The following is a 25,813-nucleotide window of genomic DNA, read 5'->3' on the forward strand; positions in this document are numbered from 1 at the left end:
GTCACCGACCGTACGGCGGCTGCCCCGGCGGCGGGTAGTGCGGCGGCTGCGGTCCGGCCGGACCCGCGGCGGGCGGAGGGCCGGTCTGCGGCATCGGCCCGGACGGGACCTGCCCGGGGAATCCGCCGGGACCCGGTTGCGGGGGCTGCTGGTAGGCCTGTTGCTGCGCCTGCCACTGCACCTGCTGGAAAGCCTCGCCCGGCTGCGGGAAACAGAACAGCAGCTTCGCGTTGATCGCGCCGTGCATGGCCGCGCCCCAGAGCTTCCCGCCGGTGAACGCGTAGGTCATGCCCGCGTGCGGATCCACCGCGACCATCCGGGTTTCGCCGCCGAACTGGTTGCTCGTCTTCGCGCTCGCCAGCTGCGCGGCGTCCGGATGCACGCGGCCGACCAGCCCGCAGATCACCACCGACGCGGCGGTCCAGCCGATCGTGCCCTGCACGTTGGCGCGCGCGTGCTGGGTGGCCATGCCGGTGAACTGCTGCAGCGTCGCCGCGTTGATGTCCGGATAGGCACCGGCGACGATGCAGTAGTTCATCGTCGACAACATGATCGACTCGGTGAACAGGCCGACCGCGGCGGTCACCGGTCCGATCTGGACGGTGTTGAGCCTGCCGCCGCTTCGCGACACGCGTTCGGCGACCACCTGCAGGTACTGCTCGGGCGTGAGCACGTCCGCGACCTCCCCGGGGCTGAGCGGAATCCGGTGCCATCGTCGCACGCGCCGCCTTCGCGCGGACTTCACCTGGCATGGTTGACTGTGCCCGCCATGCGCCGACTTCTCGTTCTCGCCCCAGCCCTGGTCCTGCTCGCCGGCTGCAATCCGTCGAGCCCGGCGAAGGAGACTCCGTCTTCGGCGCCGGCGAGTTCCGCGTCGGCCGCGGAGGGGCTGCCGCCCGATCCGCAGCCCGCGCGCACCGCGGAGTGCCCGTACCTGTCGAACGAGACGGTGCAGGACGCGAACGGGCAGCACGTCACGAAGGTGAGCATCTCCGCCGACGAGCCGCATCCGACGTGCTTTTTCTACCGCCCGGACGGCAGTGTCCAGCTGACCGTGCGGGTGTACGTGGGCAAGAGCGATGTCGCGACCGCGCTGGTCAACAAGGCCGCACCGGTCGACACGTCGAACCCGGCGTCGGAGCCGGCGGGGTGGAAGGGCGGCTACCAGCCCGCGGGCGACGGGGTGGTTTACGCCGTCGCCAAGGGCGAGGCCGCCGTCATCGTGACGAGCAACCAGAAGCAGAGCATCAAAGCACGCACAGTGGCGAAAAAGGCTATCGCTGCCCTGAAGCTCTGAGTAACGGGCTCCGCACGGGTGAGTGAAGTTGATCTTGTATTACTCTAAGCAGCACGCGCAGTCCCCCCAACACTCGCGCGGCGGGTGCCGGTCCGGCACCACATACTTGGTTACCCCTTTTCGACGACAAGGACAGATTCGTGGCTGACACCCTCAAGGAAATCCTGCTTGACTCGAGCCGCCGCCCCACCGTGGTCTCCGACTTCGCGGAGCTCGTGGACGCCGAGGTCGCCGACAAGGGCGGGGTCTCCGGCGCGGTCGTGAAGACCGGCTTCGCCGCCGTCAAGAAGATCAAGCCGGGCATCATCCCGTCCGCGATCGACAGCCTGCTTGACGACTTCTCCAACGCCCTCGAGCCGTTCTACGGCGACTTCCGCGCCCAGGGCGGCAACGACTTCGGCGCCTACCTGACCAGCCGCTCGGACGAGGCTTCGGACGCGCTGCTCGGGGTCACCGACGCCCGCGCCGAGCGCAGCAGCCGCGACAGCATCAAGAAGGTCTACTCGAAGCTGCGCCCGAACGGCAAGAAGAACGTCGAGGAGGCGCTGCCGCGTCTCGGCCAGCTGATCGACAAGCACGCCGCCGCGGCCTGAACCGGCTGAGCGACATACGAAAAAGGGCCCCGGGACGCACTTCCCGGGGCCCTTTTCGCGCGTTCAGTTCTTCTTCTCCGCGGCCGACGTGCTCGGCGCCTTGCCGTTCGTCTTCTGCTCGCCCGGCTTGGCGTCCTTCGCCTCGGCAGCCGGCTTGGCGGGCGGCGCGGGCGGGGTGGCCTTCGGCGGGGCCGGGGCGACCGGCGGCTCCTGCTGCCGCGACTTCAGCGCGACGGCGGTGCCGACCGCGACCGCGCCGAGACCGAGGATCCACGGCCAGCGGCGACGCTTGCGGGTGCCCTTGGCGGCGGTCTTCGCCTCCTCCAGAGCGGCGCGGAACTCCTTCTTCGCCGCCTTGAAGTCCTTCTTGCCGCGGCGCTTGGACTCGCCGGCCGACGCGGCGGCCTTGATCGCGGCCTTCTTGGCCTTGCGGCCCGGCTTCTTCAGCTCGGCGACGCGGGCGAGCGCCTCCTTGCGTGCCGCGGCGGAACTCTTCTTCAGCTCCTTGCGGGTCAGCTCCGTCTTCTTCGCCAGCTTGCGCCGGGCCCGGCGGCTCTGCTTGCCCAGCTCCTCCGCGCCGGCCTCGGCGGCCTTCGCGCCCGCCTTGCCCGCCTCGACGACCAGCTTCCGCAGGTCCGTCGAGCCGGACTTGACCGACTCGCCGACCGATTCCACGGCCCGGGTCATGGTCTTCACCTCATCAATCGTTGTGAAACAGATCTGTTGCTTGACATCTATCCTGCCCTTTTTCGGCCCGCACCGCTGCGGCTTCCCGCTCCGGGCGTCCCGGAAACCTGGAGAAAGTGCCTTCTTCCTGGGCCGATGTCCAGCGCGACGGGCCGGGAACGCCCCCTGAACCCCCCATTTGTGCGAAGGGGTGGCACGATGTCGGCGTGACTGAAAGCGCCCGCAAGGCCACCCTGCACACCAACCAGGGTGACATCCACGTGAACCTGCTGCCCGACCACGCGCCGAAGACCGTGGCGAACTTCGTGGGGCTGGCCACCGGCTCCAAGGAGTACACCCAGCCGAACGCGAAGGGCGGCAACTCCGGTCCGTTCTACGACGGCTCGATCTTCCACCGGGTCATCGACGGCTTCATGATCCAGGGCGGTGACCCGACGGGCACCGGCCGCGGCGGCCCCGGCTACAAGTTCGGCGACGAGTTCCACCCCGAGCTGCAGTTCTCCAAGCCGTACCTGCTGGCCATGGCGAACGCCGGCCCGGGCACCAACGGCTCGCAGTTCTTCATCACCGTCGCGCCGACCTCGCACCTGAACTTCCGGCACACCATCTTCGGCGAGGTCGCGGACCAGGAGTCCCGCAACGTCGTCGACGCCATCGCGACCACCGCGACCGGCCCGGCGGACCGTCCGCTGTCCGACGTGGTCATCGAGAAGATCACCGTCGAAGACTGACGCACCGCAGGCAGGGATGGGGTTTCGGTAGGTTGGAGTCATCGTGAGCCAACCGCCGAACCCGTCCGCGCCGTCCCTTCCCGGTTGCTGGTGGCATCCGAACCGCCCGACCGGCCTCAGCTGCGCCCGCTGCGGGCGTCCGGCCTGCCCGGACTGCCTGCGCGAGGCCCCGGTGGGCTTCCAGTGCACCGACTGCGTCCAGACCGGTGCGCAACAGCAGAAACAGCAGCAACGGCAGTACCGCAACGCCGGAATGGGCTCCCGCACGATCGCCGGGGCCCGGCTTTCGAATTCCTACGTCGTCACCGCCACGTTGATCGCGGTGAACGTGGTGCTCTTCCTGATCACCGTCATCCAGGCGAAAAGCCTGTTCAACAACAATCTGGCGCTCATCCAGATACGGCTCTATCTGCAGCCGTTGCTTACCCTCGGCGGCGGCGAGTGGTGGCGGATCTTCACGTCGGGCTTCCTGCACTACGGGCCCATCCACATCGCGGCGAACGCGTTCTCGCTCTGGATGATCGGCCGTGCGCTGGAGCAGGTTTTCGGCAAGATCCGGTACCTGGCGCTCTACTTCGTGTCGATGCTCGGCGCTTCCACCGCGGTGCTGCTTTTCGGGGACGGCACGCCGACGGTGGGCGCGTCCGGCGCGATCTTCGGCCTGCTCGGCGCCTACGCGGTGATCACGCTCAAGCTTCGGCTGAACCCGACCGCGCTGCTCATCAACCTGGTGATCAACGCCTACATCACCTTCACCATCCCCGGCATTTCGATCTGGGCGCACGCTGGCGGCCTGGTCACCGGGGCGCTGGTGACGGCCGCGATGCTCTACGCCCCGGCCCGCAACCTGGTCCGGTGGCAGGCGATCGGCACAGCCGTCGTCGCGATCGCGCTCGTCGGGCTGATCGGCTGGCGGGCCACCGAGATTCCCTCGCTGGATTGCGCTCCCCGGCAGGTCGAGGGGGAGTACAAGTACTACTGCAAGCCCTCAGGCTCCAGCTGAGCGGGCCCGAAGCTCGGTAAGCACGTCCAGCACGTCGCGCGGATCCTCGCCGAGATCGGTCTGCCCGAAGATGAACAGCTGGTCGTCGTATTCCAGCTCGAGCGTCACGCCGTCGCGGCCGAGGCGGCGCGTGCTGCGAAGCCGGACCGTCGTGCCGATCCAGGGGAGCCGGTGCGTGCCGTTGAGCGTGCGGGCGCGGAGGCCGTCCGCGTCCGCCGCCAGCCGCGGGCGGATGAGCGTCCAGTGGACCGCGAACGCGCCGACGGCCAGCGTCGCGAGGCCGGTCAGCACCGCGCCCTTGCCGTCGCCGAAGAGCGCGTCCAGGACGGTTCCGACCAGCAGCAACGTGGTCAGGCCCCACGCCACTACCACGAGGTTTCGGCGCGGAGCCCACGAGGCCGGGTGGTTATCCACAGGGGTTATCCACACTGGGGATGAGTCACACCGATGTGATTCGGTGTCAATCGGCCGTCCGGAGCAAAGCTGATCCGGCGGATGGTCAGCGCCACCGCATCGTCATGAGCAGGCCGGCGATCATCGCGGCGAAACCGATCGCGAAGTTCCAGTTTCCGAGTTCGCTGAGGAACGAAACCTTGTCGCCGGCGATGTAGTTCACGACCAGCCACGCCAGCCCGAGGAGCATGAGGCCGAACATGACGATCTTGTAGAACAGGTTCGACGGTCCCGCGGCCTGGACCTTCACCGGGGTGCGGCGGTCGACAGGAGGGGTGTACGCGGTCTTCTTGCGGACCTTCGACTTCGGCATCGTTTCCTCGCGTGCTCTCGGGCATTCCTGGTGGCGGCATCCTGGACGAGGTCCCGCTGTCGGGGTGCGCAACCAGCGCCACGTGCACACGTTAACGTAAACGACGGCTCCGCAGCACCGGGCGGGAGCGGTCGGGGTTTCTCAGACTGTGACAATAGCGCCACCTGGAGTGCCGAGGAGGACTCCGGCCGGGCGCGGGAGGAGCTTGCGTGACGCCGCAGGATTGGCCGGGCGAGGACGACCGCCGCCCCGGCACGGGACCTGACCGCCCGGTCCGCCGCCAGCCCCCGCCGCCGAGGCGGCAGCAAGGGGAGAACCCGCCGCGGCGAAGAGTGGCCGGCGACCCTGGCCGGAGATCACCCGAACAGCGCACGCCGATCGACCGGGGCGGAGCGCGCCGGGACCCCGGTGAAAACCGGCCTGGACAAGGGCGGGCAGGCGAAGGCGGGCCTCGCGAGGGTGACCCCCGCGGCGGGGATTTCGGCGGCCGCGCCGGACCTTCCCGGCGCACCGGCGAGTTCCGCGCCGAGCGACGGCCCGGCGACCCTGGTCGTACCGGGGAATTCCGCGCCGGGCCGCCGGGAGATCCGGCCCGCCGTGGAGATCCGCGCCGGCAGCCGGAAGAGGGCAGGCAGATGCCCCGGCGAGTGGGAGCCGCGGATCCGTCCCGGCGGCGGATGACCGGTCCGGAGTTCGCCGAGCAGCCGACCGAGGTGTTCGCCGCGGTGGCGGTCGCCGACGAGGACGAGAAGAAGGCCAAGAAAACCCCGCCGCCGCTGGGCAAAGGCGGAATCGCGATCCGCACCGCGGGCGAAATCTTCATTACGCTCGGCGTGATCGTGCTGTTGTTCATGGTGTACGAGGTGTGGGTCACCGACCTGTTCTCCGCCGAGAAACAGCACACCGCGAGCGATCAGCTGGACGGCGACTGGTCGAAGGACCGCACGCTGCACCCCGAGCTGATCGACGGAAAGGCGTTCGCGCGCATCCACATCCCGTCGTTCGGCGCGGACTTCAACTTCACCATCCAGGAAGGCACCGGCGAGGACTCGCTCGCCGTCGGCCCCGGGCACTACAAGGGCACCGCGCTGCCGGGCGAACCGGGCAACTTCGGCATCGCCGGGCACCGGGTCGGCAAGGGCGCGCCGTTCAACGACCTGGACAACCTGAGTTCCTGCGACCAGATCGTCATCGAAACGCACACCGATTTCTTCATCTACCAGGTGCTGCCGTACGACGACGAGGTCAAGGGCTGGAGCAGCGGCAAGGGCGCGCAGCCGGAGTGCAAGGGCGTGTCGACCCTGCGCAACGCGAGCATCCCGGGCGGCGGACCGTACGACGAGACGTTCGGCCGCAAGGTCGTCCAGCCGAGCCAGGGCGACGCGGTGAACCCGGTGCCGTACAAGCCGGCCGGCGCGTTGCCGAAGGCGCAGCAGGCTTCGCTGCTCACGCTCACCACGTGTCACCCGCAGTTCTCCGCGAAGGAGCGGCTGATCATCACCTCCGTGCTGACCCGCCAGGTGCCGAAGACGCAGGTGCCGGATTACACGACGCTGCTGAAGAAGATCGGAGTCGCTTCCTGATGTACGGCTGGCTCTGGCGGCATCTGCCCGGTCCGTTCGCGGTAAAGCTCGCGATCGCGCTCGTGCTGGTGCTCGGCATCGTGGCGTTGCTGATGTTCGTGGTGTTCCCGTGGCTGGACCCGTTGCTGTGGTTCAACAACGTGTCGGTGAACAACTGAGGTTCGGGGTCTTCCTGGTCTCGGGCCGCTTCCCGGGCCAGGACGACGCCGCCGTACTCCAGCGCACGGTCCAGGCCGCGGTCGCGGCCGAGGCGGCCGGTTTCGACGACGTATGGCTGGCCGAGCACCACTTCATGCCGTATGGCGTGTGCCCGTCCGCCATCACGCTCGCCGCACACGTACTGGGCCGAACGTCGCGAATCGAGGTCTGCACGGCGGTGAGCGTGCTGTCCACGACGCACCCGGTCGCGTTGGCGGAGCAGTGGTCCATGCTCGACGCAATCTCCGACGGCCGCCTGCGGTTGGGCGTCGGGCGTGGTGGGCCATGGCAGGATCTGGAAGTCTTCGGGACTGGATTACCGCGGTATGAAACGGGTTTCGCCGAGTCGCTGGACCTGTTGCTGACTGCCTCCGCGGGCCGGGTGTCGGCTGAGGGCTCTCATTTTGCTTTCCGGGAAGTCCCGCTTCGCCCGGTTCCGCAACGACCTTTGGACGTTGTCGTGGCCTGCGGCGGACCGTCTTCCTCCGCGGTCCGGTTGGCGGCGGATCGTTCGCTGCCGTTGTTGCTTGGCCTGCACGCGGACGACTTCGAGAAGGCGGAGACGGTCGCTGCTTATGGTGCGCCTGCTGAGCACGTGTCGACTGTCCTGTGCCAGGTCGGCGATGATGCTTCTGCGGTGGTGCGCGGCGCGTTGCCGGGTTGGCTGGCGGATGGTCTCGCTGCGCATGTACCGGTGGACGATCGGCCCGGGCCTGGCCGGGATCCTCGGGAGTACACGGAAATGCTGTGCGCGATCCATCCGGTTGGGTCGGCTGAGCATTGCGTCGAGACGTTGCGGACAAGCCTCCGGCGTACCGGGGTGTCCCACGTGATCATGTTCGTGGAAGCGTCCGGCACGCCGGAGGGCACGATGGCGAATATCGCGCGGATTGGCGCTGAGGTTTTGCCCGCGTTGCGGGAGGGCTAGCAGTCCCGCAGTTCAGGGCTCTGGTTCAGCAACTGCCCCCGAGGCGAAACGAACGCCCGGTACCGATCCCCGTCCGCTTCGCGGAACACCGCCACCCGGTGGCAGTTCTGGAACGCCAGCTTCACCCCGAAGTGCCGCTCCAGTCCACCCCGGATCGCGTCTGAGGCCAATGCTCGCAGCAGCTGGCCGCGTTCGGTCTCGGACGGCGGCGGGGTTTCGTTGTCCGCGAATCCGTCCGGGGCGGTGTCCGCTTCCGCGATCACTCCGGTGATGACCTCCCACGCGTACGGCAGCGATTCGCGCACGCAGGCCACGAACTCCGCGTCGGAGACCTCCCCGCGTTCGGCCTTTTCCAGCAGCGCGGGCGATACGTCCAGAGACAAGACAACCTCCATGGTCGGCGGTACCCCTCAGAGCTACCGGCCCGCTGGACCCGGCCACAAGAGAAAACGAGTTTCATCACCACTTTGGTGGATCACTCCCACCGGAACAGCCGCACCGCGAGCGCCGTTCCGCCCAGTGCGAAGGCGGCCAGTGCGGCGAACTGCAGTGGTTGCCCGCCGTTGCCGATCCAGGCGTCTTGCAGTGGCTGGGTTCCTGGGGGTACGTAGGCGCCGATCGTCTGGATCACCGCGGGCAGCAGCGGTCGCGGCAGGTAGACGCCGCCGAGGAACATGATCGGGAAGAACGCGATCATCGCCAGTCCGCCCGCGGATTTGCTGGTGCGGGCGATGGCGGCGGCGATCAGGCCCAGCGCGAACACCGAGACCAGGCCGAGCAGCAGGGTCAGCAGGAAGAGTCCGGGATGGCGCGGGAATGGCACGTCGAAGGCAAGTCTGGCGGTGATGAGCAGCAACGCGACCCCGGTCAGGGCGACGGCGGCGTGGATCAGCACTTGGGCGAGCAGGAGGTACGCGGGTGGCACGGGGGTGGTGGCGAGGCGGCGGAGGATGCCCTGTTCCCGGTAGGTCGCGACGGCGGACGGGATCGCCTGCAGGCCCAGCATCGCCAGTGCGATCACGACTAGCGACGGCACCCACAAGTCGATAAATCGATAGCCGTCGGTGATGGAACTGGGTTCCCGCATGCCGGGGATCGAGCCGACGCCCAGCAGGATCGCGGTCGGCAGCAAGACGCCCAGGATTGCCCACAGCGGCGTGCGCAGGAACAGTTTCGCTTCGGTGGCGAGCAAGGTGCGCATCAGAAAGCTCCGGAGCTGGTCAGTGCGACGAACGCGTCGTGCAGGGTGGGTTGGCCGGTGTCGGCGAGCAGGTCGGCGGGGGTGCCGGTGGCGATGACGCGGCCCTGGTCGAGCAGGACCAGGCGGTCGCACAGCCGTTGCGCCTCGTCCATGAAGTGGGTGACCAGCACGACCGTCACGCCGGAAGCGCGTACGTTCTCGACCAGCCGCCACGTTTCTTGCCGAGCGTGCGGGTCGAGGCCGGTGGTCAGTTCGTCGAGGATGGCCAGTTCGGGGTTGCCGACCAGGGCCAGCGCGATGGACAGCCGTTGCCGGAGACCGCCGGAGAGTTTGCCGAAGGCGGTGTCGCGGTGGGCGGTGAGGCCGAGTTGGGTCAGCAGCACGTCGATGTCGGCCGGGTTGGGGTAGAAGGACGCGAACAGTGCGAGCGCTTCGCGGACCCGCAGTTTTTCCGGCAGCCGCGCGTCCTGCAGTTGGGTGCCGACGCGGAGGCGCAGGTCGGCGGCGTCGCGTGCCGGATCGAGGCCCAGTACGGAAATCGTGCCGGAATCCGGGGAACGCAGGCCCAGGAGGCATTCGACCGTGGTGGTCTTCCCCGCCCCGTTCGTGCCGAGAACGCCGAAGATCTCGCCGCGTTCGACGGAGAACGAGACGCCGTCGACCACGACCCGGCCCGCGTAGGCCTTGCGGAGTTCGGAAACTTCGATGAGTCGCATGCGAACGACGCTAGAAGCGCCCGCGGTCCGGCAGAATGAGCCGGAAACCCCAGTTGAGGTGGGGTTTTGCGGGTGCGGGGGTGGGGCTAGGGCCACCCCGATCGGGGAGCTGCGGTCAGGGGCATGGGGAGCCGGAGCGGCGAGACTGGGGAGCGAAAGGGGGTGCCATGACGTCGGTGCGGCGCATGGGGGCACTCGCCGGTCTCGCGGTGGTGAGCTGGGTCGACCTCCTGCTCGAACTGATCGCGTTCGCGTTGCTGTGCGTCGGCCTCGTGCTCTTCTTCTCGCCGGCGATCGAACTCGCGCGGGTCCGGTCGCGGCGCACCCGGGAGCTGGTCGGCCGGTGGACCGGGCGGGAGATCCCGAGTCCGTACCGGCCGCAGCCGCCGGAGCCCGAACGCGAGCGGGACGGTTGGTATCGCGACGGCACCCAGCTGTATCGGCGTGCGTGGTGGATCCGCTGGAACCGACGTTTCACGTGGATCATGGAGGATCCGGCGACCGGCCGGGAGTTCGGCTGGCAGCTGCTGAACCCGCTGGTCGCGCTGGGTTTCGCGGTGTTTTCGCTGGTCGCCGGGCCGGTCGCGCTGCGCGGGTACGCCCGGTGGACCGGGTACTGGCTCGGTCCGCACGCGCCGAGGGGGAAGAGCTGGCTTAGCCGCCGGTGCGAGTCACTCGGGCATCAGCTCGGGCTGTGGGCGATCTCGGTGGCGCAGTTGGGGATGGCGGTCGCCCAGCTCATCGTGCTGTCCGGCGCGGTGCCGGTGTTCCCGACCGTCACGCTGGCCAGCCGCGCGGTCGCCGACACCTTCCGCCGCGAAGCCGAGCGCTGGACTGGGGTGCGGATTGCCCAGCCGTACGTGCCGCCGCCCGCGTTGCCGGTGCCGCGCGGCGACGGGCTGTACCAGTTCGGCAAGCAGCTGTACGAGGAACCGTGGTGGCCGATGCTGCGCGCCCGGATCGACTGGGTGCTCCACGACCGCGCTACCTGGCGAGACATGGCGGCCGCGCTGGTGCTGACGGTGGTGTCGCCGGTGCTGTGGGTGCCGTCGGCGGCGCTGATCTTCTGGGGGCTGTACGGACTGGTCGCGCTGTGGATCACTGGCCCGCACGCCTGGTTCGAGATGGTCGGGCTGTCGGGAAGCGCGGTCGCGATGACGCCAGTGGCGCTGGCGGCGGTGGTCGTGGGGCTGCTGCCGACACCGTGGCTCGTCAGGTGGCAGGCGAAACTCGGACGCTGGCTGCTCGGTCCGACCGAGGCGTCCCGGCTGGCGCAGCGCGTGCACCGGCTGGACCAGACGCGGGTCGAGGTCACCGTCGCGCAGGCCGCTGAGCTGCGGCGGATCGAGCGCGACCTGCATGACGGGATCCAGTCGCGGCTGGTTGCGATGGGGATGAAGCTCGGCGCGGTGGAGGCGTTGATCGACCACGATCCGGACAAGGCGAAGCAGCTGGCCGCCGAACTGCGGTCGCTGGTGCGCGGCATCCACCCGCCGGTGCTGTCCGAACGCGGACTGGTCGACGCGGTGCGTGCGGCGGCGTTGGACAGTCCGTTGAAAGTCGAGGTCACGGCGTCGGTGCCGGGTCGGCTCGAACAGCCGGCGGAGGCCTGCGCGTACTTCGCGGTGTGCGAATTGCTTGGCAACGCGGCAAAACACGGCGAGGCCCGGCGGGCGACCGTGACTCTGGAGTACCTCGACGGATTGCTGCGCGCCACCGTCACCGACGACGGCAAGGGCGGTGCGGACGCCGCGCGCGGCACGGGCTTGCGCGGGATCGAGCGGAGACTGTCGGGATTCGCCGGTAGGTTGGCGCTGACCAGCCCGCCGGGCGGACCGACGGAGGCGATTGTGGAGGTGCCGTGCCAGCTCGACCCCGGACCGTCGTCGGCGAAGACCAGTACCTCCTCCGAGACGGCCTGACCCACCTGCTCGCCGCGCACGGCTTCGACGTCGTCGCGGCGGTCGGCTCCGGTCCCGAACTCGCCGCCGCACTGCGCGAGCACCGACCCGATGTGTCCATTGTGGACGTACGGATGCCGCCGACCAATACCGACGAGGGTCTGCAGGTCGCCCTCGCCGCTCGCCGGGAGACGCCCGGGTTGCCGATTCTCGTGCTGTCGCAACATGTTGAGCAGCTGTACGCGCGGGAACTGCTGGCGGACGGCACAGGCGCGGTCGGTTATCTGTTGAAGGACCGGGTGTTCAACGCGGCGCAGTTCATCGACGCGGTCCGTCGCGTCGCTGAGGGCGGGACCGCGATGGATCCGGAAGTGATCGCGAAACTGGTGGCGGGCAACGCTTCCGATCCATTGGCAGCATTGACGCCTAGGGAACGCGAGGTGCTCGGATTGATGGCGGAGGGCTGTTCGAACGCCGCGATCGCTGGCCGGTTGCATTTTAGCGAAGGCGCGGTCGGCAAACACACCGCGAATATCTTTGCGAAGCTCGGTATTTCCGCCTCCGATGACACGAATCGCCGAGTGCTGGCGGTGCTGAAGTTCCTCGAGGCTAGTTGATCGGCACCCGCACGGCGGGCGGAAGCGGTCCGGCGGCCGGAGAGGTCCGGAACGACTGGATCAGCAGCGCCGTGAACCGCCGCACCGCCGCGACGCGCACGTCGGGTTCCGCCTGGATGCCTTCGCTGGCGACCAAGGCCAGCACCAGGTCTTCCAGTACGAAATCCGGTCGCAGGTCTCCGGATTCCTTGGCCCGGCGGATGAGTTCGAGCAGCATCCGCAGCGTCCGGGCGCGGTCGGCGGGGAAGTCGAGCCGTTCCGGCAGTTGCGCGACGAACGCACGAAACCCCTGCTCACGCGCGTGCGCCTCGGTGAGTTTCTCGAGCACCAGGACGAAACCCTGCCACGGGTCAGCCTCGGCGAGCCCTTCCTCGACGATCGCCGAGCACAACGCCAGTTCTTCGGCGACCAGCGCGTCCTTGGTCGGAAAATGCCGATAAACCGTCGCGACACTCACCTGGGCTCGCCGCGCGATCTCCCGCATCGGCGCGTCGGCACCGGCCATCCGAGCGGCCGCGAGAATGCGCACGCGGTTGTGTGTGGCGTCGGTCCGCCTCACTTCGGCCGTCACCCCTCTCACTTCCGGCCGAACCGAGGGCCTGCCGGAATACCGTCGGACGCATGAAAGCCGTCCAGTTTTCCCAGTATGGCCCGCCCAGCGTCGTGCACGTCGCCGATGTCGCCGAACCGCACGCCGGACCGGGTGAGATTCGCATTTCCGTGCGAGCGTCCGGCTTTTCCACCGGGGAAACCAGTATCCGCTCCGGGGCACGCAAAGAAATGCTGCCGGTGACATTCCCATTCCGGACCGGATACGACGCCGCCGGAGTGGTGGACGAGGTCGGCGAAGGGGTCGACGGGATCGAGATCGGCGCGCCGGTCTTCGGCATGACCGCCGCGAATCGCCGTGGAGCCAACGCGGAGTACGCCGTTCTCGTTCATTGGGCACCCAAACCGGACGCGTGGAGCTGGGCCGAGGCGGGCGGTGCCGCGGGCGCGATCGAAAGCGCCACGCGGGTGTTGGACCAGCTCACCGGCGACACGATCCTGGTGCACGGCGCGGCGGGCGGGGTCGGCACAGTCGCGGTCCAGCTGGCGGTAGCCCGCGGCAACACGGTTATCGGCACCGCGAGCCCGCACAACCACGATTTCCTGCGTTCTCTCGGTGCCGAGCCGACGACTTACGGACCGGGCCTCGTCGACCGGGTCCGCCAGGTCGACGCGGTTTTCGACTGCGCCGGGGGAGCGCTGCCAGACCTGATCCAGCTCGCTGGCGACCCCGCCCGGGTCGTGACGATCACCGACGCCGCCGCAGCACAGCATGGCGTGCACTTCTCGCACGTCGCCGCGATTCCCGGCGCTGACCCGCTGGCGGTACACGGCCTCGCAGCCGCCGTGAAGCTCGCTGACCAGGGAAAACTGCAGATCCCCGTCGCGGCGACCTTCCCGCTGAGCGAGGCCGCAGCCGCGCACGAACTGAGCGAAGGCAGGCACGCCCGCGGGAAGATCGTCTACGTGAACTAGGCGCGCGAGACCCGTACCATCTCGTCCCGCTCCACGACCTTCACCCGCTCGCGCCCCTCGGGCTCGCCGAGCGACTTCTCGTGCGCGTCGAGCTTGCCCCACCCTTCCCAGGTGGTGAACGCGATCCCGCGCGAGGCAAGGAAGTCCAGGATCGCGTCCGGCGACGAATGCCTCGGCGCGGCGAGCGTGTCCGCGTCCGCGAGCAGGTTCGCGACCGTCTCGGCGGCGTCGCCCTTCGTGTGCCCGATCAGGCCGACCGGACCGCGCTTGATCCAGCCGGTCACGTACACGCCGGGGACCTGGTTCTCGTCCAGGTCCAGCACGCGGCCGCCCTGGTTCGGGATCACGCCCGCGGTGTGGTCGAACGGGATCTCCGGCAGATGCGACGACAGGTACCCGACCGCGCGGTAGACCGCCTGGACGTCCCAGTCGTGGAACTCGCCGGTGCCGACGACCTTGCCGTCGCGGTACTCGGTGCGTTCGGTGCGCAGGCCGACCACCTTGCCGTCCTCGCCGAGCACCTCGACCGGTGAGTGGAAGAAGTGCAGGTGCAGCCGGCGCGGCCGGGTGCCCTCGTCGCGGATCGCCCATTCCTGCAGCGTCTTCACGACCATGTCGGTCTGCTTGGAGGAGCGCAGTTCGGCGACGCTCGCCTCGTCGAACTCCATGTCCTCGGGGTGCACGATGACCTCGACGTTCGGCGAATGGTCCAGTTCGCGCAGCTCCAGCGGCGAGAACTTCGCCTGCGCCGGACCGCGGCGGCCGAACACGTGCACGTCGGTGACCGGGCTGGCCTTGAGGCCTTCGTAGACGTTCGCCGGGATGTCGGTCGGCAGCAGTTCGTCGGCGGTCTTGGCGAGCATGCGCGCCACGTCCAGCGCGACGTTGCCGACGCCGAGCACCGCGACCGACGACGCGTTGAGCGGCCAGGTGCGCGGGACGTCCGGGTGGCCGTCGTACCAGGACACGAAGTCGGCGGCGCCGTGGCTGCCGTCGAGGTCGATGCCGGGGAGGTCGAGCGCGCGGTCGGCCATCGCGCCGGTCGCGAAGATGACCGCGTCGTAGAACTCGCGCAGGTCGTCGAGCTTGAGGTCGGTGCCGTAGTCGACGTTGCCGAGCAGCCGGATGTTCGGCCGGTCGAGCACCTTGTGCAGGGCGTTGACGATGCCCTTGATGCGCGGGTGGTCGGGCGCGACGCCGTAGCGGATCAGCCCGAACGGCGCGGGCATGCGCTCGAACAGGTCGATCTCCACATCCGCGTCGGACTTGTCCAGCAGGTCAGCGGCGTAGATGCCGGCGGGACCGGCGCCCACCACGGCGACACGAAGGATTCGGCTCACCGGTCCACGGTAAGTTAGGTGATCCTAACTTTCACTGTGATCTGGCGTACGGTCCACCAGGTGGGAGCCGCTAAGCTGGCGGCATGCGCGTTCTCGTCGTCGACAACTACGACAGCTTCGTCTACAACCTCGTCCAGTACCTGGCGCAGCTCGGCGCCGACTGCACGGTGTGGCGCAACGACGTCGTCGACCTGGAACGCGTGCCGGAATTCGACGCGGTGCTCGTCTCTCCCGGCCCGGGAACGCCGGAACGTGCAGGTCAGAGCATTGACGTGATCGCCAAGTGCGCCGAGACGCGCACGCCGATGCTGGGCGTGTGCCTCGGGCACCAGGCGCTCGGCGTGCACTTCGGGGCGACCGTCGACCGGGCGGACGAGCTGCTGCACGGCAAGACCAGCCGGGTGCGGCACACCGGCGTCGGCATCCTCGCCGGGCTGCCCGAGGAGTTCACCGCCACTCGCTACCACTCGCTCACCGTGCTGCCGGACACCATCGATCCGGCGATTTTCGAGGTCACCGGCACCACCGAAAGCGGCATCGTGATGGGCATGCGGCATCGCGAACTGCCGCTGGAAGGCGTGCAGTTCCACCCCGAATCCGTGCTCACCGAATGCGGCCACCGGATGCTGGCGAACTGGATGGCCTCGGCGGGCCACCCGGTCAAGCCGTCCGTCGTCGACGACCTGGAGCGGGCCACCCGCGCCTTGCAGAAGGCCGCGGCTGCGTGACCGCGCCGACCCCGCTGATCCGGCTCAGCGGAGTCGGAAAACGCTACGGCGGCGGCGAACCGGTCCTGACGCACATCGATTTCGAGGTGCCCGCCGGACGCGTCGTCGGCATTCTCGGCACGAACGGTTCGGGCAAGTCCACGCTGCTGCGGATCCTCGCCGGGGTGTCGCGAGCGTCGTACGGCGAGGTCACCGGGACCCCGGCGATCGGCTATCTGCCGGACCGGTTCCCCGGCGGCCAGCGGCTGAGCGCGCGGGCCTATCTGCGGCATCTCGCGCGGATCCGCGGGCTGGCTGACCTGTCCGGGATCGACCCGCTGCTGAACCGGCTCGCGCTGGTCGGCAGCCCGGACGCGCAGCTGCGCACGCTGTCGAAGGGCAACGCGCAGAAGGTCGGCCTCGCCCAGGCCGTGCTGGCGCGGCCGGACTTGCTGATCCTCGACGAACCCTGGTCCGGCCTCGACGTCGGCACGCACGCGGTGCTCGGCGAACTGGTCGCGGAAACCCGCGCGCGAGGCGCGAGCGTCGTGTTCACCGATCACCGGCCGGACGTCGTACGCGAGCACGCCGACGACGTCTACCGGCTCGAATCCGGTCGCGTCGCGCCGCTGGAAACGCATCCTGAGCGCAAGCGGATCACGCTGCTGCCGGTGTCGTCCAGCGTCGACAACTGGTCTGCCGAACCAGGCGTGCATGCGGTCGCCGACCAGGCTGGCGGCGTGGTTCTGACGGTCGACGCCGAGCACGCCGACGCCGTGCTGCTGCGCGCGTTGTCCGGCGGCTGGTCAGTGCGGGAGGTGGCCCCGTGCTCGCCGTAAGCCGCTATTACCTGGCGCTGCTTGGACATTCGCAGCGGTATCTGCCCGCCGGGCTCGCGTACCTCGCGTTGTGCTCGATCCTTTACGCAGACCCGAGTTCGCCGGTGCTGCCGCTGTACGGCGTGAGCGGCGCGGGCGTTCTCGTGCTTGGCTGCTGGCTCACGATCGCCGTGCTGGACATCGAAGACCCGGTGCAGCGCCTGATCACGCTCAACCACGCCGGCGGCAACCGCAAGACCATCAGCGGCGCGGTGCTGGCGGTTTTCGGGTGCACCCTGGTGTGCACGCTGGCGACCGTCGCGTGGGCCGCAACGCACCGGAACCAGCTGCATTGGCAGACGGTCAGCACCGGATTGGCGACGCACCTCGCGTGCGCGCTGGTCGGCATCGCGATCGGCCTGCCGTGTTCCCGGCTGCTGGTGCCCCGCATCGGCTGGACGGTGCTCGCCGCGGTCCTGGTCCTGGGCGCGGTACTGCTCGGCAAGTGGGTTCCGCTGGTGCATCCGCTGCTGGAAGCCCTGATGAGCGGCACCCCGTACGGCGGCCCGCTCGGCTTGGCGATCGGCACGTCGGTGGTGCTGCTGGCAGTCAGCATGACGGTGGTCGGGACGGTCTCGGCGCGCCGATCTTGAATCTTTATGCAAATTGCATTCGGCAAATGCCGAATTGGGGGTTCCGACTCCGGTAGCGAGTCGGTTACCCTCGCGCCGTCTGTTGGGCCCGGGAGGGGAGCATTCGTGACGGCAGGGATCGCCGCGATCACCGTGGACGGCTCCACGGACGAGTTGCAGCACCTGGTTTCCTGGCTCGGCGCCGAGGACGAACTCGCCGGGCGGGTCCGGCTCGCCGGGCCGGGCAGCGGCGTCGTCGTGATGGTGAGCAGCCGGTCGGCGGGCACCTTCTGCCGGTCCCTCTTCGGCTGGCTGCGCGGGCAACGCGACGGACGGCAGGTGTCGCTCACCGTGAAACGCTCCGGGGCCGTCGAGGAGCTGGACGTCGACTGCGGCGGCCACGACGTGGACGAAGTGCTCGCCAGCGTGCGGAGCTTTCTCGACCAAGACTGATCGGCCGGCGCGAAAAGGGCCCGCACGGTGCGCACCGTGCGGGCCCTCCTTACGAGCTGATCAGCCGTGGGGCGGGAAGATCCCGCCGCCGGAACTCGACGTCGGCGAACCGCCGCTGCCGTCGTCCGCCTTCATCGTCAGCGTGACCGACTGGGTCGGGCTGATCTTGCTGCCCGGCTGCGGGCTCTGCTTCACCACGGTGTTCGGCTTGCCGCTGCCGAACGGGGTCGTCTGCGTCTGCAGGCTGCCCGACCAGCCAAGGCTCTGCAGCTGCTGGGTCGCCTGCTCCTCGGTCATCCCGGTCAGGTCCGGCATCTGGATCTGCTGCGGCCCGGACGACACGGTCAGCTTCACTGTGCTGTTCGGCGGCAGGTTGCCGCCGTTGGGCTGCTGGTCGATGACCTGGTCCTTTGGCTTGTCCGAGGCCTGGTCGGAGCGCTGGACCTGGAAACCGGCGTTCTCCAGCGTCTGCTTCGCCGTCGCGTAGTCCTGGCCGACCGTGTTCGGCACCTTCTTCTGCGCGACGCCGGACCCGACGACGATGTCCACCGCCGTGCCCTCGGCGGCCGTGGAGTTCGCGGTCGGGGTCTGCGACACGATCTTGCCGACGTCGTTCTGGTCGTCGACGGTCTTCGAGGTCGTGTTGCCGAGCTTCAGCTTGGCCTGCTCGAGTGCCGACTTCGCGTCGTCCGGCGACTTGCCGTGCAGGTCCGGCACCGTGGTGTTGCCCGGCTTCACGCCGACGGTGAGGGTGATCGTGGACGTCGTCGACACCGTCGCGCCGACCTGCGGGTCGATCGCGATGACCTTGTCGATCTGGTCCTCGCTGCACGTCTGGCCGCCGGGGTTGTTCGCCTCCGGCCCGCACACCAGCGTCTTGTTCGGCGCGAACGACGAGAAGCCTGCTTGCTGCAGCGACGCCTTCGCCTGCAGCACCGGCTGGTTGACCACCGGCGGGATCTGCGCTTCCTTGTTGGTGTCGCGGAACGAGCCGGACAGCCACACGATCAGCAGCGCGACGCCGGCCACGAGCAGCACGGCGATCAGCGAGAAGATGATCCGGCGGCGGCGCTTGGCCCGCGGGTCCTCCTCCGGCTCGTCGGCGTAGTCGTCGTAGACCTGCGGTCGGCGGTCGGCGTTCATCACCTGGGTGCGCTCGTCGTCCGACATCACCATCGGAGCCGACGGCCGCTGCCCGGACAGCGTCCGGACCAGGTCCGAGCGCATCTCGGCGGCCGACTGGTAGCGGTTCGCCGGGCCCTTGGCCAGCGCCTTCAGCACGACCGCGTCCAGCTCCGGCGACACCGCCGGGTTCACCGACGACGGCGGGTTCGGGTCCTCCCGCACGTGCTGATACGCCACCGCCACCGGGGAATCGCCGGTGAACGGCGGCTCGCCGGTGACCAGCTCGTACAGCACGCAGCCCGCCGCGTAGACGTCCGACCGGGCGTCCACCGACTCGCCGCGCGCCTGCTCCGGCGAGAGGTACTGGGCGGTGCCGATGACGGCCGCGGTCTGCGTCATCGCCGACTGGCCGTCGTGCATGGCGCGCGCGATGCCGAAGTCCATCACCTTGACGGCGCCGTTCTTCGTGATCATCACGTTCGCCGGCTTCACGTCGCGGTGCACGATGCCGTGCCGGTGCGAGAAGTCGAGCGCGGCGCAGACGTCGGCCATGACCTCCATCGCGCGCTTCTGCGACAGCGGGCCCTCGGTCTTGACGATGTCGCGCAGCGTCCGGCCTTCGACGTACTCCATGACGATGTACGGCAGCGGCCCGACGTCGGTGTTCGCCTCGCCGGTGTCGTACACGGCGACGATCGCGGGATGGTTCAGCGCGGCGGCGTTCTGCGCCTCGCGCCGGAACCGCTCCTGGAACTGCGGATCGCGGGCGAGGTCCGCGCGCAGGACCTTGATCGCGACTTCCCGGCCCAGCCGCACGTCATGCCCATGGTGGACCTCGGACATGCCGCCGTACCCGAGCGTGTCGCCCAGCTCGTACCGATTGGAGAGCAGTCTGGGTGTCGTCATCGCTTCGTGCCGTTCCATTCCGTCCAAGGTGTGGTCATCATGCCTTGCAGGCCCTGGGCCTCGCTCGTGCCGGCCGGGGTGGCTGAGGTCGGTCCGCTCCCGTTGTCCACGCTTCGCGGCGGCCCGCCGTTGCCGGCCGACACCACTCTCGCGATCAGGAACGCCACGGCCACCAGGACCACGACGACGACCACCGCGAGCAGCACCCACCAGCCCCACTGATTCCGCCTCGGCGGCGGTACCGGGGACCCGGCGGGCCCGGCAGCGGCCGGAACGCCGGGTTGGAGCTGGGCCCGATCGGCGCTCCGGCGGCCGCCTGCGGCACTGCGGGCGGAACCGGAGGCGCCTGGCCCGCCGCGTACGCGGCGTTGACCAGGCCGAGCGGGGTGGGCAAGGGGCGGCCGGCCCGGATCGCGGCCACCGCGCCGGCGAACTCGCCGCCGCTGGCGTACCGCTGCCGGGGATCCTTCACGAGCGTCGCCTCGATCACCGCCCGGGCGCCCGGCGGGACGTCCGGCGGGAGCGGTGGCGGGACGTCGCGGATGTGCATCATCGCGACCGTCACCGCGTTCTCGGACAGGAACGGCCGGTGCCCGGCGAGGCATTCGTACCCGCACACCGCGAGCGAATACACGTCGCTGGCCGGCTCCGCGTCCTGGCCGAGCGCCTGCTCCGGCGCGATGTAGTGCGCCGTGCCCATGACCATGCCGGAGCGGGTGACCGGGGCCGCGTCAGCCGCCTTGGCCACGCCGAAGTCGGTGATCTTCACCTTGCCCGCGGGGGTGACCAGGATGTTGCCCGGCTTCACGTCGCGGTGCACCAGGCCCTGCTCGTGCGCGGCCTGCAGCGCGGTGCCCGCCTGCTCGAGCAGATCGAGCGTGTAGTCCGCGGTGAGCCGCCCGTGCTTGGCGAGGATGCCGGCGAGCGGATCGCCCTCCACGTACTCCATCACCAGGTACGCGATGGACAGGTCCTCGTTGACCGTCTCGCCGTAGTCGTGCACCGCGGCGATTCCGGCGTGGTTGAGCGAGGCGGTCATCCGCGCCTCGGTGCGGAAGCGGTGCAGGAATTCGGCGTCGCCGGACAGTTCGGCCTTCAGCACCTTCACCGCGACGACCCGGTCGAGCCGGGTGTCGCTCGCCTGCCAGACCTCGCCCATCCCGCCGACGGCGATCCGGTTCGTCAGCTTGTAGCGCTCGGCCAGCAGCTGACCCGAGGACAGCATCGGCTATCCACCCCCGAGCCGGGCGGCGATGGCGGCACGGCCGATCTCGGCGGCCACCGAGCCACCGGTCGCGGCGAGACCGCGGTTGCCGCCGTTCTCGACGATGACCGACACGGCGATCTGCGGGTTGTCCGACGGCGCGAACGCGGTGTACCACGCGTGCGGAGCGGTGTTCTTCGAGTCGGTGCCGTGCTCGGCGGTACCGGTCTTCGACGCGATCTTCAGCGCCGGGTCCTTGCCGCCGCCCTTGGTGAACGACTCCGACGCGATCATCATGTCGGTGAGGATCTTGTCGTTTTCCGGCGACAGCGCGGGCTTTCCGGTGAGCTGCTCCGGATCGACGTTCTCGACCGTCGACAGGTCCGGGGCCAGGATCGACTGGATCAGCTGCGGCTTCATCGCGTAGCCGTTGTTCGCGACGGTCGCCGAGAGCAGGCAGTCCTGCAGCGGGGTGAGCCGGACGTCGCGCTGGCCGATGCCGCTTTGGTAGAGCGCGCCCGGCGAGTCGAGCGGGCCGACGGTCGAGCCGACGACCCGCATCGGCACGGTCAGGTCGTTCTGCCCGATGCCGAAGTTGGCCGCGGCCGCCTTCATCTTGTCCGCGCCGAGCTGGCCCGCGAACGTCGCGAACGGGACGTTGCACGAATGCGCGAGCGCGTCCTTGAACGTGTTGCCGGGGCAGGTTTCGCCGCCGTAGTTCTCCAGCGTCGTGTTCGTGCCCGGCAGCTGCACGTTCGGCGCGGTGCTGATCTGGGTGTCCGGGCCGATCCCGCTCTCCAGCGCCGCGGTGGCGGTGACGATCTTGAACGTCGACCCCGGCGGGTAGTTCTCCGAGATCGCCCGGTTCAGCATCGGGTTGTTCTTGTCCTTGGAGTAGGCGTCCCAGGCCTTGTTCTGGTCGGTGCCGTGCGTGGCCAGCTGGTTCGGGTCGTACGACGGGGTCGACACCATCGCCAGGATGCGGCCGGTCTTCGGCTCCATCGCGACCACCGCGCCGGTGTAGCCGCGCTTCGTCATCAGGTCGTAGGCGGCCTTCTGCACCTTCGGGTCGATGGTGAGCTTCACGTTGCCGCCGCGCGGATCGCGGCCGGTGACCATGTCCGACAGCCTGCGCACGAACAGCCGCGGGTCCGACCCGTTCAGCACGTCGTCCTCGGTGCGCTCCAGCCCGCCCGCGCCGTAGTTGATCGAGTAGTACCCGGTGACCGGGGCGTACATCGGGCCGTCGGCGTAGGTGCGGAAGAACTTGAACTTGTCGGTCGAGGGCTTCACGCCGGCGAGCACGGTGCCGTCCGGCGTGACGATCTGGCCGCGCTGGCGGGAGTACTCGTCGTAGAGCACCCGCTGGTTGCGCGGGTCGGTGCGGTACGTGTCGGCCTTGATGACCTGGACGTAGGTGTCGTTGGCCAGCAGCAGCACGATCATCGCGAGCATCGCCATGCCGACCTTGCGCAGGGGCGCGTTCACGCGGTCCTCCCGTTCGGGTCGCCTTCGGCTGGCGGGCGCCGCACCATCACGGTGTGCGCTTCGGCGATCGGAGCCTGCGGCTGCTGCGGCTTCGGCCGGGAGGCCGGCCTGCGCGCCGCGTCCGAAATGCGCAGCATCAGGGCGACCAGGATGTAGTTCGCCAGCAGCGAGGATCCGCCGTAGGACAGGAATGGCGCGGTGACGCCGGTTTCCGGGATGAGCGCGGTGACGCCGCCGACGACCACGAAGATCTGGATCACGATGGTGAAGGCGAGTCCGCCGCCGAGCAGTTTGCCGAACGTGTCGCGCACGGCCAGCGCGCTGCGCATGCCGCGCATCGCGAGCAGCACGTACAGCATCAGCACCGCGGCCAGCCCGATGAAGCCGAGTTCCTCGCCGATCGCGGCGGTGATGAAGTCGGTGCTCGCGGCGGGCGGGATGTCCGGGCGGCCCGCGCCGAGCCCGGTGCCGCCGACGCCGCCGGTGCCGAGCCCGAACAGGCCCTGCGCGAGCTGGTAGCTGCCGCCGAGCACGTCGTAGCGCGGGCCGGTGGGGTTGAGCCAGTTCTCCACCCGCTGCTGGACGTGGCCGAACAGGTTGTAGGCGATGAGGCAGCCGCCGACGAAGAACGTCAGCCCGACGACGACCCAGATCGCGCGCTCGGTCGCGACGTAGAGCATCACCAGGATGATGCTGAAATACAGCAGCGACGTGCCGAGGTCCTTCTCGAACACGAGCACGCCGATCGCGACGGCGGCGGCGATCAGGATCGGGCCGAGGTCGCGGGCGCGCGGCAGCTCGACGCCGAGGAACTTCTTGCCCGCCACCATGAACAAATCGCGTTTGGACACCAGGAACGACGCGAAGAAGATCATCAGCAGCAGCTTCGCGAACTCGCCCGGCTGGATCGAGACGAACGGCAGCTTCAGCCACACCTTCGCGCCGCCTGCCTCGGACAGGCTGGCGGGCAGCACCGCGGGCAGCGCGAGCGCGCCGAGCCCGACCAGCCCGGCGATGTAGCTGTAGCGGGTCAGCGTGCGGTGGTCGTTGACCACCACCAGCACGATCACGAACAGCACCAGCGAAACGGCGGTGAAGAGCAGCTGTTTGGTGATCTCCGGCGAGTACTCCTTGCCGCGCTGCAACGCCGATTCGGCCTTCGCCAGGTCGAGCCGGTGGATCATCACCAGCCCGATCCCGTTGAGCAGCGCGACACACGGCAGCAGCACCGGGTCGGCGTACGGGGCCCAGCGGCGCACGGCGAGGTGCGTCGTGGCGAGCACGCCGAGGTAGGCCAGTCCCACCCACAGGATCGAGAGCGTCAGCTCCTGCTCCTGGTTGGCTTCGACGATGACCAGCGCCAGGGTGACGATGCCCGCCGCGAACGCCAGCAACGCGAGTTCCGTGCCCCGGCGTTTCGGGAGGTCTCGCGGCGGATTCGTGGCGAACTGGGCGGACGTCGGGTCGGCCAGTGGCTGGCCCATCAGTTACCGCCCCCTGTCGGCGGCGTACCCGCCGTCGAGCAGTCCCTCCCCGCAGGCTGGTTCGCCGACGAAGGCGTGCCGCCGGGAGGCTGCGCGCTCGAGCTGGGAGTACCCGGCAGCGGGGCGCCGGAGGAGCCCGGCGGCTTGCAGTCCGACAGCTTCTTCTTGAGCCGCAGGAAATCGTCGATGTACTTGCGCGCGTCGTCGAGGCTTTCGCGCTTCACGCCGTTCTGCACGGCGATCCGCGCGTCCTCCTGCAGCGCGGTGACGCGGAGCTTGTCGGTGCACAGCTGGCCCGGCGGGCAGGAGCCCTGTTCGAGCGCGTGCAGGTCGATGCCGAGGATGCTGCCCGGGACGCCGCGGTAGATCACGACCTCCTGATCGGGTCCCTCTCCGACGTAGTACTGGCTGAGCACGAAGTATCGAGTCGCGATCGCGGCGGCGCCCAGCACTATCAGCACCACGACCGCTCCGACGAGCCAGCGAAACCGTTTCCGCCGCTTCGCCTTCGGGTCCTCTTGCGGGGCTTGCGGTTCCTGCCTCGGCGGAGGCGGCGGCTGAGTCAGCGCGCGCGCTCTGGCCGCGGGGGAATCGCCCTGATGCATCTCGTCGCTGCCGTCGCCCGCGGCTCCGCCCACGATCGGGGCGTCGTCGCCGAAATCGACGTCGACCACGTCCGCGATGATCACGGTCACGTTGTCCGTGCCGCCGCCCTTGAGCGCCAGCTCGATCATCCGGTCCGCGCAGTCCTGCGGATCCGGGATCTGCACGGCCTCGGCGAGCGTTTCGTCGCTGACCATGCCGGACAGCCCGTCCGAGCAAATCAGGTACCGGTCACCGGGACGCGCCTCGCGCACGGTGAGGCTCGGTTCGACCTCGTGCCCGGTGAGCGCCTTCAGCAGCAGCGACCGCTGCGGGTGCACCGCCGCCTCTTCCGGCGTGATGCGGCCCTGTTCGAGCAGTTCGTTGACGAAGCTGTCGTCCCGGGTGATCTGGGCGAACTGGCCACCGCGCATCAAGTACGCACGCGAGTCGCCGACGTGCACCAGGCCCAAGCGGGTTCCGGCGAACAGGACGGCGGTGAGCGTGGTGCCCATGCCGTCCAGATCGGGGTCCTGTGACACCAGTTCGGCGATGGCCGCGTTGCCGTTCTGGACGGCTTCGCGAAGCTGGGCGAGCAGGTCGTCGCCGGGTTCGTCGTCGTCGAGCGGGGCGAGCGAGGCGATGACGACCTTGCTGGCCACCTCACCTGCTGCGTGCCCGCCCATGCCGTCGGCGAGCGCGAGAAGACGCGGGCCGGCGTAGACGGAGTCCTGGTTGTTGGAACGCACCAGGCCCCGGTCGCTGCGGGCCGCGTAGCGGAGGACGAGAGTCATGGGCGAAGCTCGATCACCGTCTTGCCGATCCGGATGGGGACTCCGAGCGGGACCCGGAGGGGTGCAGTGACCTTAGCCCGGTCGAGGTAGGTCCCGTTCGTCGAGCCCAGATCTTCCACGTACCAGTCCTCCCCGCGCAGCGCGATCCGGGCGTGCCGGGTCGATGCGTAGTCGTCGTCGAGCACCAGCGTCGAGTCGTCGGCCCGGCCGATGAGGATCGGCCGCCCGTCGAGCGCGATGCGGGTGCCCGCGAGGGCTCCGTGTGTGACGAGCAGTTGCTGCGGGGCCTTGCTGCCCCGCGGCTTCTTCTCCTTGTTGCGGCGGAAGGACGGCACCTGGACCCGAAGGCCCGACGCGGCGTAGAGGTCCGAGCGGACCACCCGCAAAGCAGCGAACACAAAGAGCCAGAGCAGCACGAGAAAACCCACTCTGGTGAGTTGAACGACCAGCTCTGGCACTTGTTGTGTCCGCTCCCGCCTGTGCCTGCAAGCCGCGACGCCACGCGCGCCGCGGTTCCCCCCGCACGACAATTCTG

At 69.3% G+C, this 25,813-nt stretch carries 29 protein-coding genes and 1 pseudogene; 15 read left to right on the top strand and 15 right to left on the bottom strand.

Annotated elements, in window-relative coordinates; all coding sequences use genetic code 11:
• Position 1 precedes the first annotated feature (1 nt).
• The gene (locus tag RPX00_RS13540) at positions 2-673 is read right to left on the bottom strand and encodes a hypothetical protein (RefSeq protein WP_406642900.1); all 672 of its coding nucleotides are present in this window, start codon (positions 671-673) and stop codon (positions 2-4) included.
• 96 nt (positions 674-769) lie between these two features.
• Here RPX00_RS13540 and RPX00_RS13545 point away from each other — a divergent pair, with 96 nt between their 5' ends.
• Both RPX00_RS13545 and RPX00_RS13550 read left to right on the top strand, forming a co-directional pair.
• A complete protein-coding gene (locus RPX00_RS13545; RefSeq protein ID WP_406639873.1) occupies positions 770-1,297 on the top strand; it encodes a DUF2020 domain-containing protein in 528 nt (175 codons plus the stop codon).
• Positions 1,298-1,437: 140 nt separating this feature from the next.
• Positions 1,438-1,890 carry a DUF6918 family protein gene (locus RPX00_RS13550; RefSeq protein ID WP_182893527.1) on the top strand — a complete coding sequence of 151 codons (453 nt, stop codon included), beginning with the start codon at positions 1,438-1,440 and terminating at the stop codon, positions 1,888-1,890.
• A 63-nt stretch (positions 1,891-1,953) separates the two neighbouring features.
• Here RPX00_RS13550 and RPX00_RS13555 read toward each other — a convergent pair whose 3' ends face one another.
• Positions 1,954-2,577, bottom strand: a complete 624-nt coding sequence (locus tag RPX00_RS13555; RefSeq protein ID WP_406639874.1) for a hypothetical protein — start codon at positions 2,575-2,577, stop codon at positions 1,954-1,956.
• Between the two features lie 206 nt (positions 2,578-2,783).
• On the opposite strand from RPX00_RS13555, the gene RPX00_RS13560 reads away from it, so the two are divergent.
• A complete protein-coding gene (locus RPX00_RS13560; RefSeq protein ID WP_009085526.1) occupies positions 2,784-3,308 on the top strand; it encodes a peptidylprolyl isomerase in 525 nt (174 codons plus the stop codon).
• A 43-nt stretch (positions 3,309-3,351) separates the two neighbouring features.
• Positions 3,352-4,311: a rhomboid family intramembrane serine protease gene (locus tag RPX00_RS13565; protein ID WP_406639875.1), complete on the top strand. Its 960-nt coding sequence runs from the start codon at positions 3,352-3,354 to the stop codon at positions 4,309-4,311.
• Here the strand turns inward: RPX00_RS13565 and RPX00_RS13570 are convergent.
• Both RPX00_RS13570 and crgA read right to left on the bottom strand, forming a co-directional pair.
• On the bottom strand, positions 4,297-4,725 hold the full coding sequence (locus RPX00_RS13570; protein ID WP_406639876.1) for a PH domain-containing protein: 429 nt from the start codon (positions 4,723-4,725) through the stop codon (positions 4,297-4,299). The two genes, RPX00_RS13565 and RPX00_RS13570, sit on opposite strands and share 15 nt — an antisense overlap.
• Positions 4,726-4,810: 85 nt before the next feature.
• Positions 4,811-5,077: a cell division protein CrgA gene (crgA, locus tag RPX00_RS13575; protein ID WP_378308754.1), complete on the bottom strand. Its 267-nt coding sequence runs from the start codon at positions 5,075-5,077 to the stop codon at positions 4,811-4,813.
• Between the two features lie 408 nt (positions 5,078-5,485).
• On the opposite strand from crgA, the gene RPX00_RS13580 reads away from it, so the two are divergent.
• From RPX00_RS13580 to RPX00_RS13595, 4 genes are read left to right on the top strand one after another with little or no spacing between them, the layout of a single operon-like run.
• Complete coding sequence (locus tag RPX00_RS13580; protein ID WP_406639877.1) at positions 5,486-5,758, top strand: hypothetical protein; 273 nt, start codon at positions 5,486-5,488, stop codon at positions 5,756-5,758.
• Positions 5,713-6,660 (top strand): class E sortase, encoded by a 948-nt coding sequence (locus RPX00_RS13585; RefSeq protein ID WP_406639878.1) that lies wholly within the window; start codon positions 5,713-5,715, stop codon positions 6,658-6,660. The genes RPX00_RS13580 and RPX00_RS13585 overlap by 46 nt, the downstream gene beginning before the upstream one ends.
• On the top strand, positions 6,660-6,818 hold the full coding sequence (locus RPX00_RS13590; RefSeq protein WP_406639879.1) for a hypothetical protein: 159 nt from the start codon (positions 6,660-6,662) through the stop codon (positions 6,816-6,818). The genes RPX00_RS13585 and RPX00_RS13590 overlap by 1 nt, the downstream gene beginning before the upstream one ends.
• The gene (locus RPX00_RS13595) at positions 6,788-7,786 is read left to right on the top strand and encodes an LLM class flavin-dependent oxidoreductase (RefSeq protein ID WP_406639880.1); all 999 of its coding nucleotides are present in this window, start codon (positions 6,788-6,790) and stop codon (positions 7,784-7,786) included. Before RPX00_RS13590 ends, RPX00_RS13595 begins: the two co-directional genes overlap by 31 nt.
• Here RPX00_RS13595 and RPX00_RS13600 read toward each other — a convergent pair.
• From RPX00_RS13600 to RPX00_RS13610, 3 genes are all read right to left on the bottom strand, one after another.
• Complete coding sequence (locus RPX00_RS13600; RefSeq protein WP_406639881.1) at positions 7,783-8,169, bottom strand: SCO5389 family protein; 387 nt, start codon at positions 8,167-8,169, stop codon at positions 7,783-7,785. The two genes, RPX00_RS13595 and RPX00_RS13600, sit on opposite strands and share 4 nt — an antisense overlap.
• 92 nt (positions 8,170-8,261) lie before the next feature.
• A complete protein-coding gene (locus tag RPX00_RS13605; protein ID WP_406639882.1) occupies positions 8,262-8,987 on the bottom strand; it encodes an ABC transporter permease in 726 nt (241 codons plus the stop codon).
• A complete protein-coding gene (locus RPX00_RS13610) occupies positions 8,987-9,703 on the bottom strand; it encodes an ABC transporter ATP-binding protein (RefSeq protein WP_406639883.1) in 717 nt (238 codons plus the stop codon). Before RPX00_RS13610 ends, RPX00_RS13605 begins: the two co-directional genes overlap by 1 nt.
• A gap of 167 nt (positions 9,704-9,870) precedes the next feature.
• On the opposite strand from RPX00_RS13610, the gene RPX00_RS13615 reads away from it, so the two are divergent.
• Together RPX00_RS13615 and RPX00_RS13620 are read left to right on the top strand one after the other, a co-directional pair.
• Positions 9,871-11,625: a sensor domain-containing protein gene (locus RPX00_RS13615; RefSeq protein WP_406639884.1), complete on the top strand. Its 1,755-nt coding sequence runs from the start codon at positions 9,871-9,873 to the stop codon at positions 11,623-11,625.
• A complete protein-coding gene (locus tag RPX00_RS13620) occupies positions 11,565-12,221 on the top strand; it encodes a response regulator (RefSeq protein ID WP_406639885.1) in 657 nt (218 codons plus the stop codon). The genes RPX00_RS13615 and RPX00_RS13620 overlap by 61 nt, the downstream gene beginning before the upstream one ends.
• On the opposite strand, the gene RPX00_RS13625 is transcribed toward RPX00_RS13620, so the two are convergent.
• Positions 12,214-12,750 (bottom strand): TetR/AcrR family transcriptional regulator, encoded by a 537-nt coding sequence (locus tag RPX00_RS13625; RefSeq protein WP_406639886.1) that lies wholly within the window; start codon positions 12,748-12,750, stop codon positions 12,214-12,216. The two genes, RPX00_RS13620 and RPX00_RS13625, sit on opposite strands and share 8 nt — an antisense overlap.
• Positions 12,751-12,842: 92 nt before the next feature.
• On the opposite strand from RPX00_RS13625, the gene RPX00_RS13630 reads away from it, so the two are divergent.
• Entirely contained in the window at positions 12,843-13,745 is a 903-nt protein-coding gene (locus RPX00_RS13630; RefSeq protein WP_406639887.1) for an NADP-dependent oxidoreductase, read from the top strand.
• Here the strand turns inward: RPX00_RS13630 and RPX00_RS13635 are convergent.
• Positions 13,742-15,058, bottom strand: coding sequence for an FAD-dependent oxidoreductase (locus RPX00_RS13635; RefSeq protein WP_406642902.1), 1,317 nt, complete (start codon positions 15,056-15,058; stop codon positions 13,742-13,744). The two genes, RPX00_RS13630 and RPX00_RS13635, sit on opposite strands and share 4 nt — an antisense overlap.
• Positions 15,059-15,168: 110 nt before the next feature.
• On the opposite strand from RPX00_RS13635, the gene RPX00_RS13640 reads away from it, so the two are divergent.
• The 4 genes from RPX00_RS13640 (at position 15,169) to RPX00_RS13655 (ending at position 17,695) form a co-directional block, all read left to right on the top strand.
• Positions 15,169-15,813: an aminodeoxychorismate/anthranilate synthase component II gene (locus RPX00_RS13640; RefSeq protein WP_406639888.1), complete on the top strand. Its 645-nt coding sequence runs from the start codon at positions 15,169-15,171 to the stop codon at positions 15,811-15,813.
• Positions 15,814-15,827: 14 nt separating this feature from the next.
• Entirely contained in the window at positions 15,828-16,631 is an 804-nt protein-coding gene (locus RPX00_RS13645) for an ABC transporter ATP-binding protein (RefSeq protein WP_406642904.1), read from the top strand.
• Positions 16,619-17,263: a hypothetical protein gene (locus RPX00_RS13650; RefSeq protein WP_406639889.1), complete on the top strand. Its 645-nt coding sequence runs from the start codon at positions 16,619-16,621 to the stop codon at positions 17,261-17,263. Before RPX00_RS13645 ends, RPX00_RS13650 begins: the two co-directional genes overlap by 13 nt.
• A 105-nt stretch (positions 17,264-17,368) precedes the next feature.
• Entirely contained in the window at positions 17,369-17,695 is a 327-nt protein-coding gene (locus RPX00_RS13655; protein ID WP_378308767.1) for an effector-associated constant component EACC1, read from the top strand.
• A 60-nt stretch (positions 17,696-17,755) separates the two neighbouring features.
• Here RPX00_RS13655 and pknB read toward each other — a convergent pair whose 3' ends face one another.
• From pknB to RPX00_RS13685, 6 genes and pseudogenes are all read right to left on the bottom strand, one after another.
• Positions 17,756-19,726, bottom strand: a complete 1,971-nt coding sequence (pknB, locus tag RPX00_RS13660; RefSeq protein WP_406642906.1) for a Stk1 family PASTA domain-containing Ser/Thr kinase — start codon at positions 19,724-19,726, stop codon at positions 17,756-17,758.
• Positions 19,723-20,951 (bottom strand): annotated as a pseudogene (locus RPX00_RS13665) (serine/threonine-protein kinase). Before RPX00_RS13665 ends, pknB begins: the two are co-directional and overlap by 4 nt.
• 3 nt (positions 20,952-20,954) lie before the next feature.
• A complete protein-coding gene (locus RPX00_RS13670; RefSeq protein WP_406639890.1) occupies positions 20,955-22,418 on the bottom strand; it encodes a peptidoglycan D,D-transpeptidase FtsI family protein in 1,464 nt (487 codons plus the stop codon).
• Positions 22,415-23,902 (bottom strand): FtsW/RodA/SpoVE family cell cycle protein, encoded by a 1,488-nt coding sequence (locus tag RPX00_RS13675; protein WP_406639891.1) that lies wholly within the window; start codon positions 23,900-23,902, stop codon positions 22,415-22,417. Before RPX00_RS13675 ends, RPX00_RS13670 begins: the two co-directional genes overlap by 4 nt.
• Positions 23,902-25,278, bottom strand: coding sequence for a PP2C family protein-serine/threonine phosphatase (locus tag RPX00_RS13680; protein ID WP_406639892.1), 1,377 nt, complete (start codon positions 25,276-25,278; stop codon positions 23,902-23,904). The genes RPX00_RS13675 and RPX00_RS13680 overlap by 1 nt, the downstream gene beginning before the upstream one ends.
• Positions 25,275-25,736 (bottom strand): FHA domain-containing protein, encoded by a 462-nt coding sequence (locus tag RPX00_RS13685; RefSeq protein ID WP_037718919.1) that lies wholly within the window; start codon positions 25,734-25,736, stop codon positions 25,275-25,277. The genes RPX00_RS13680 and RPX00_RS13685 overlap by 4 nt, the downstream gene beginning before the upstream one ends.
• Positions 25,737-25,813: the final 77 nt, after the last annotated feature.

It is taken from the genome of Amycolatopsis sp. WGS_07 (assembly GCF_045278895.1).
Taxonomy (GTDB): domain Bacteria; phylum Actinomycetota; class Actinomycetes; order Mycobacteriales; family Pseudonocardiaceae; genus Amycolatopsis.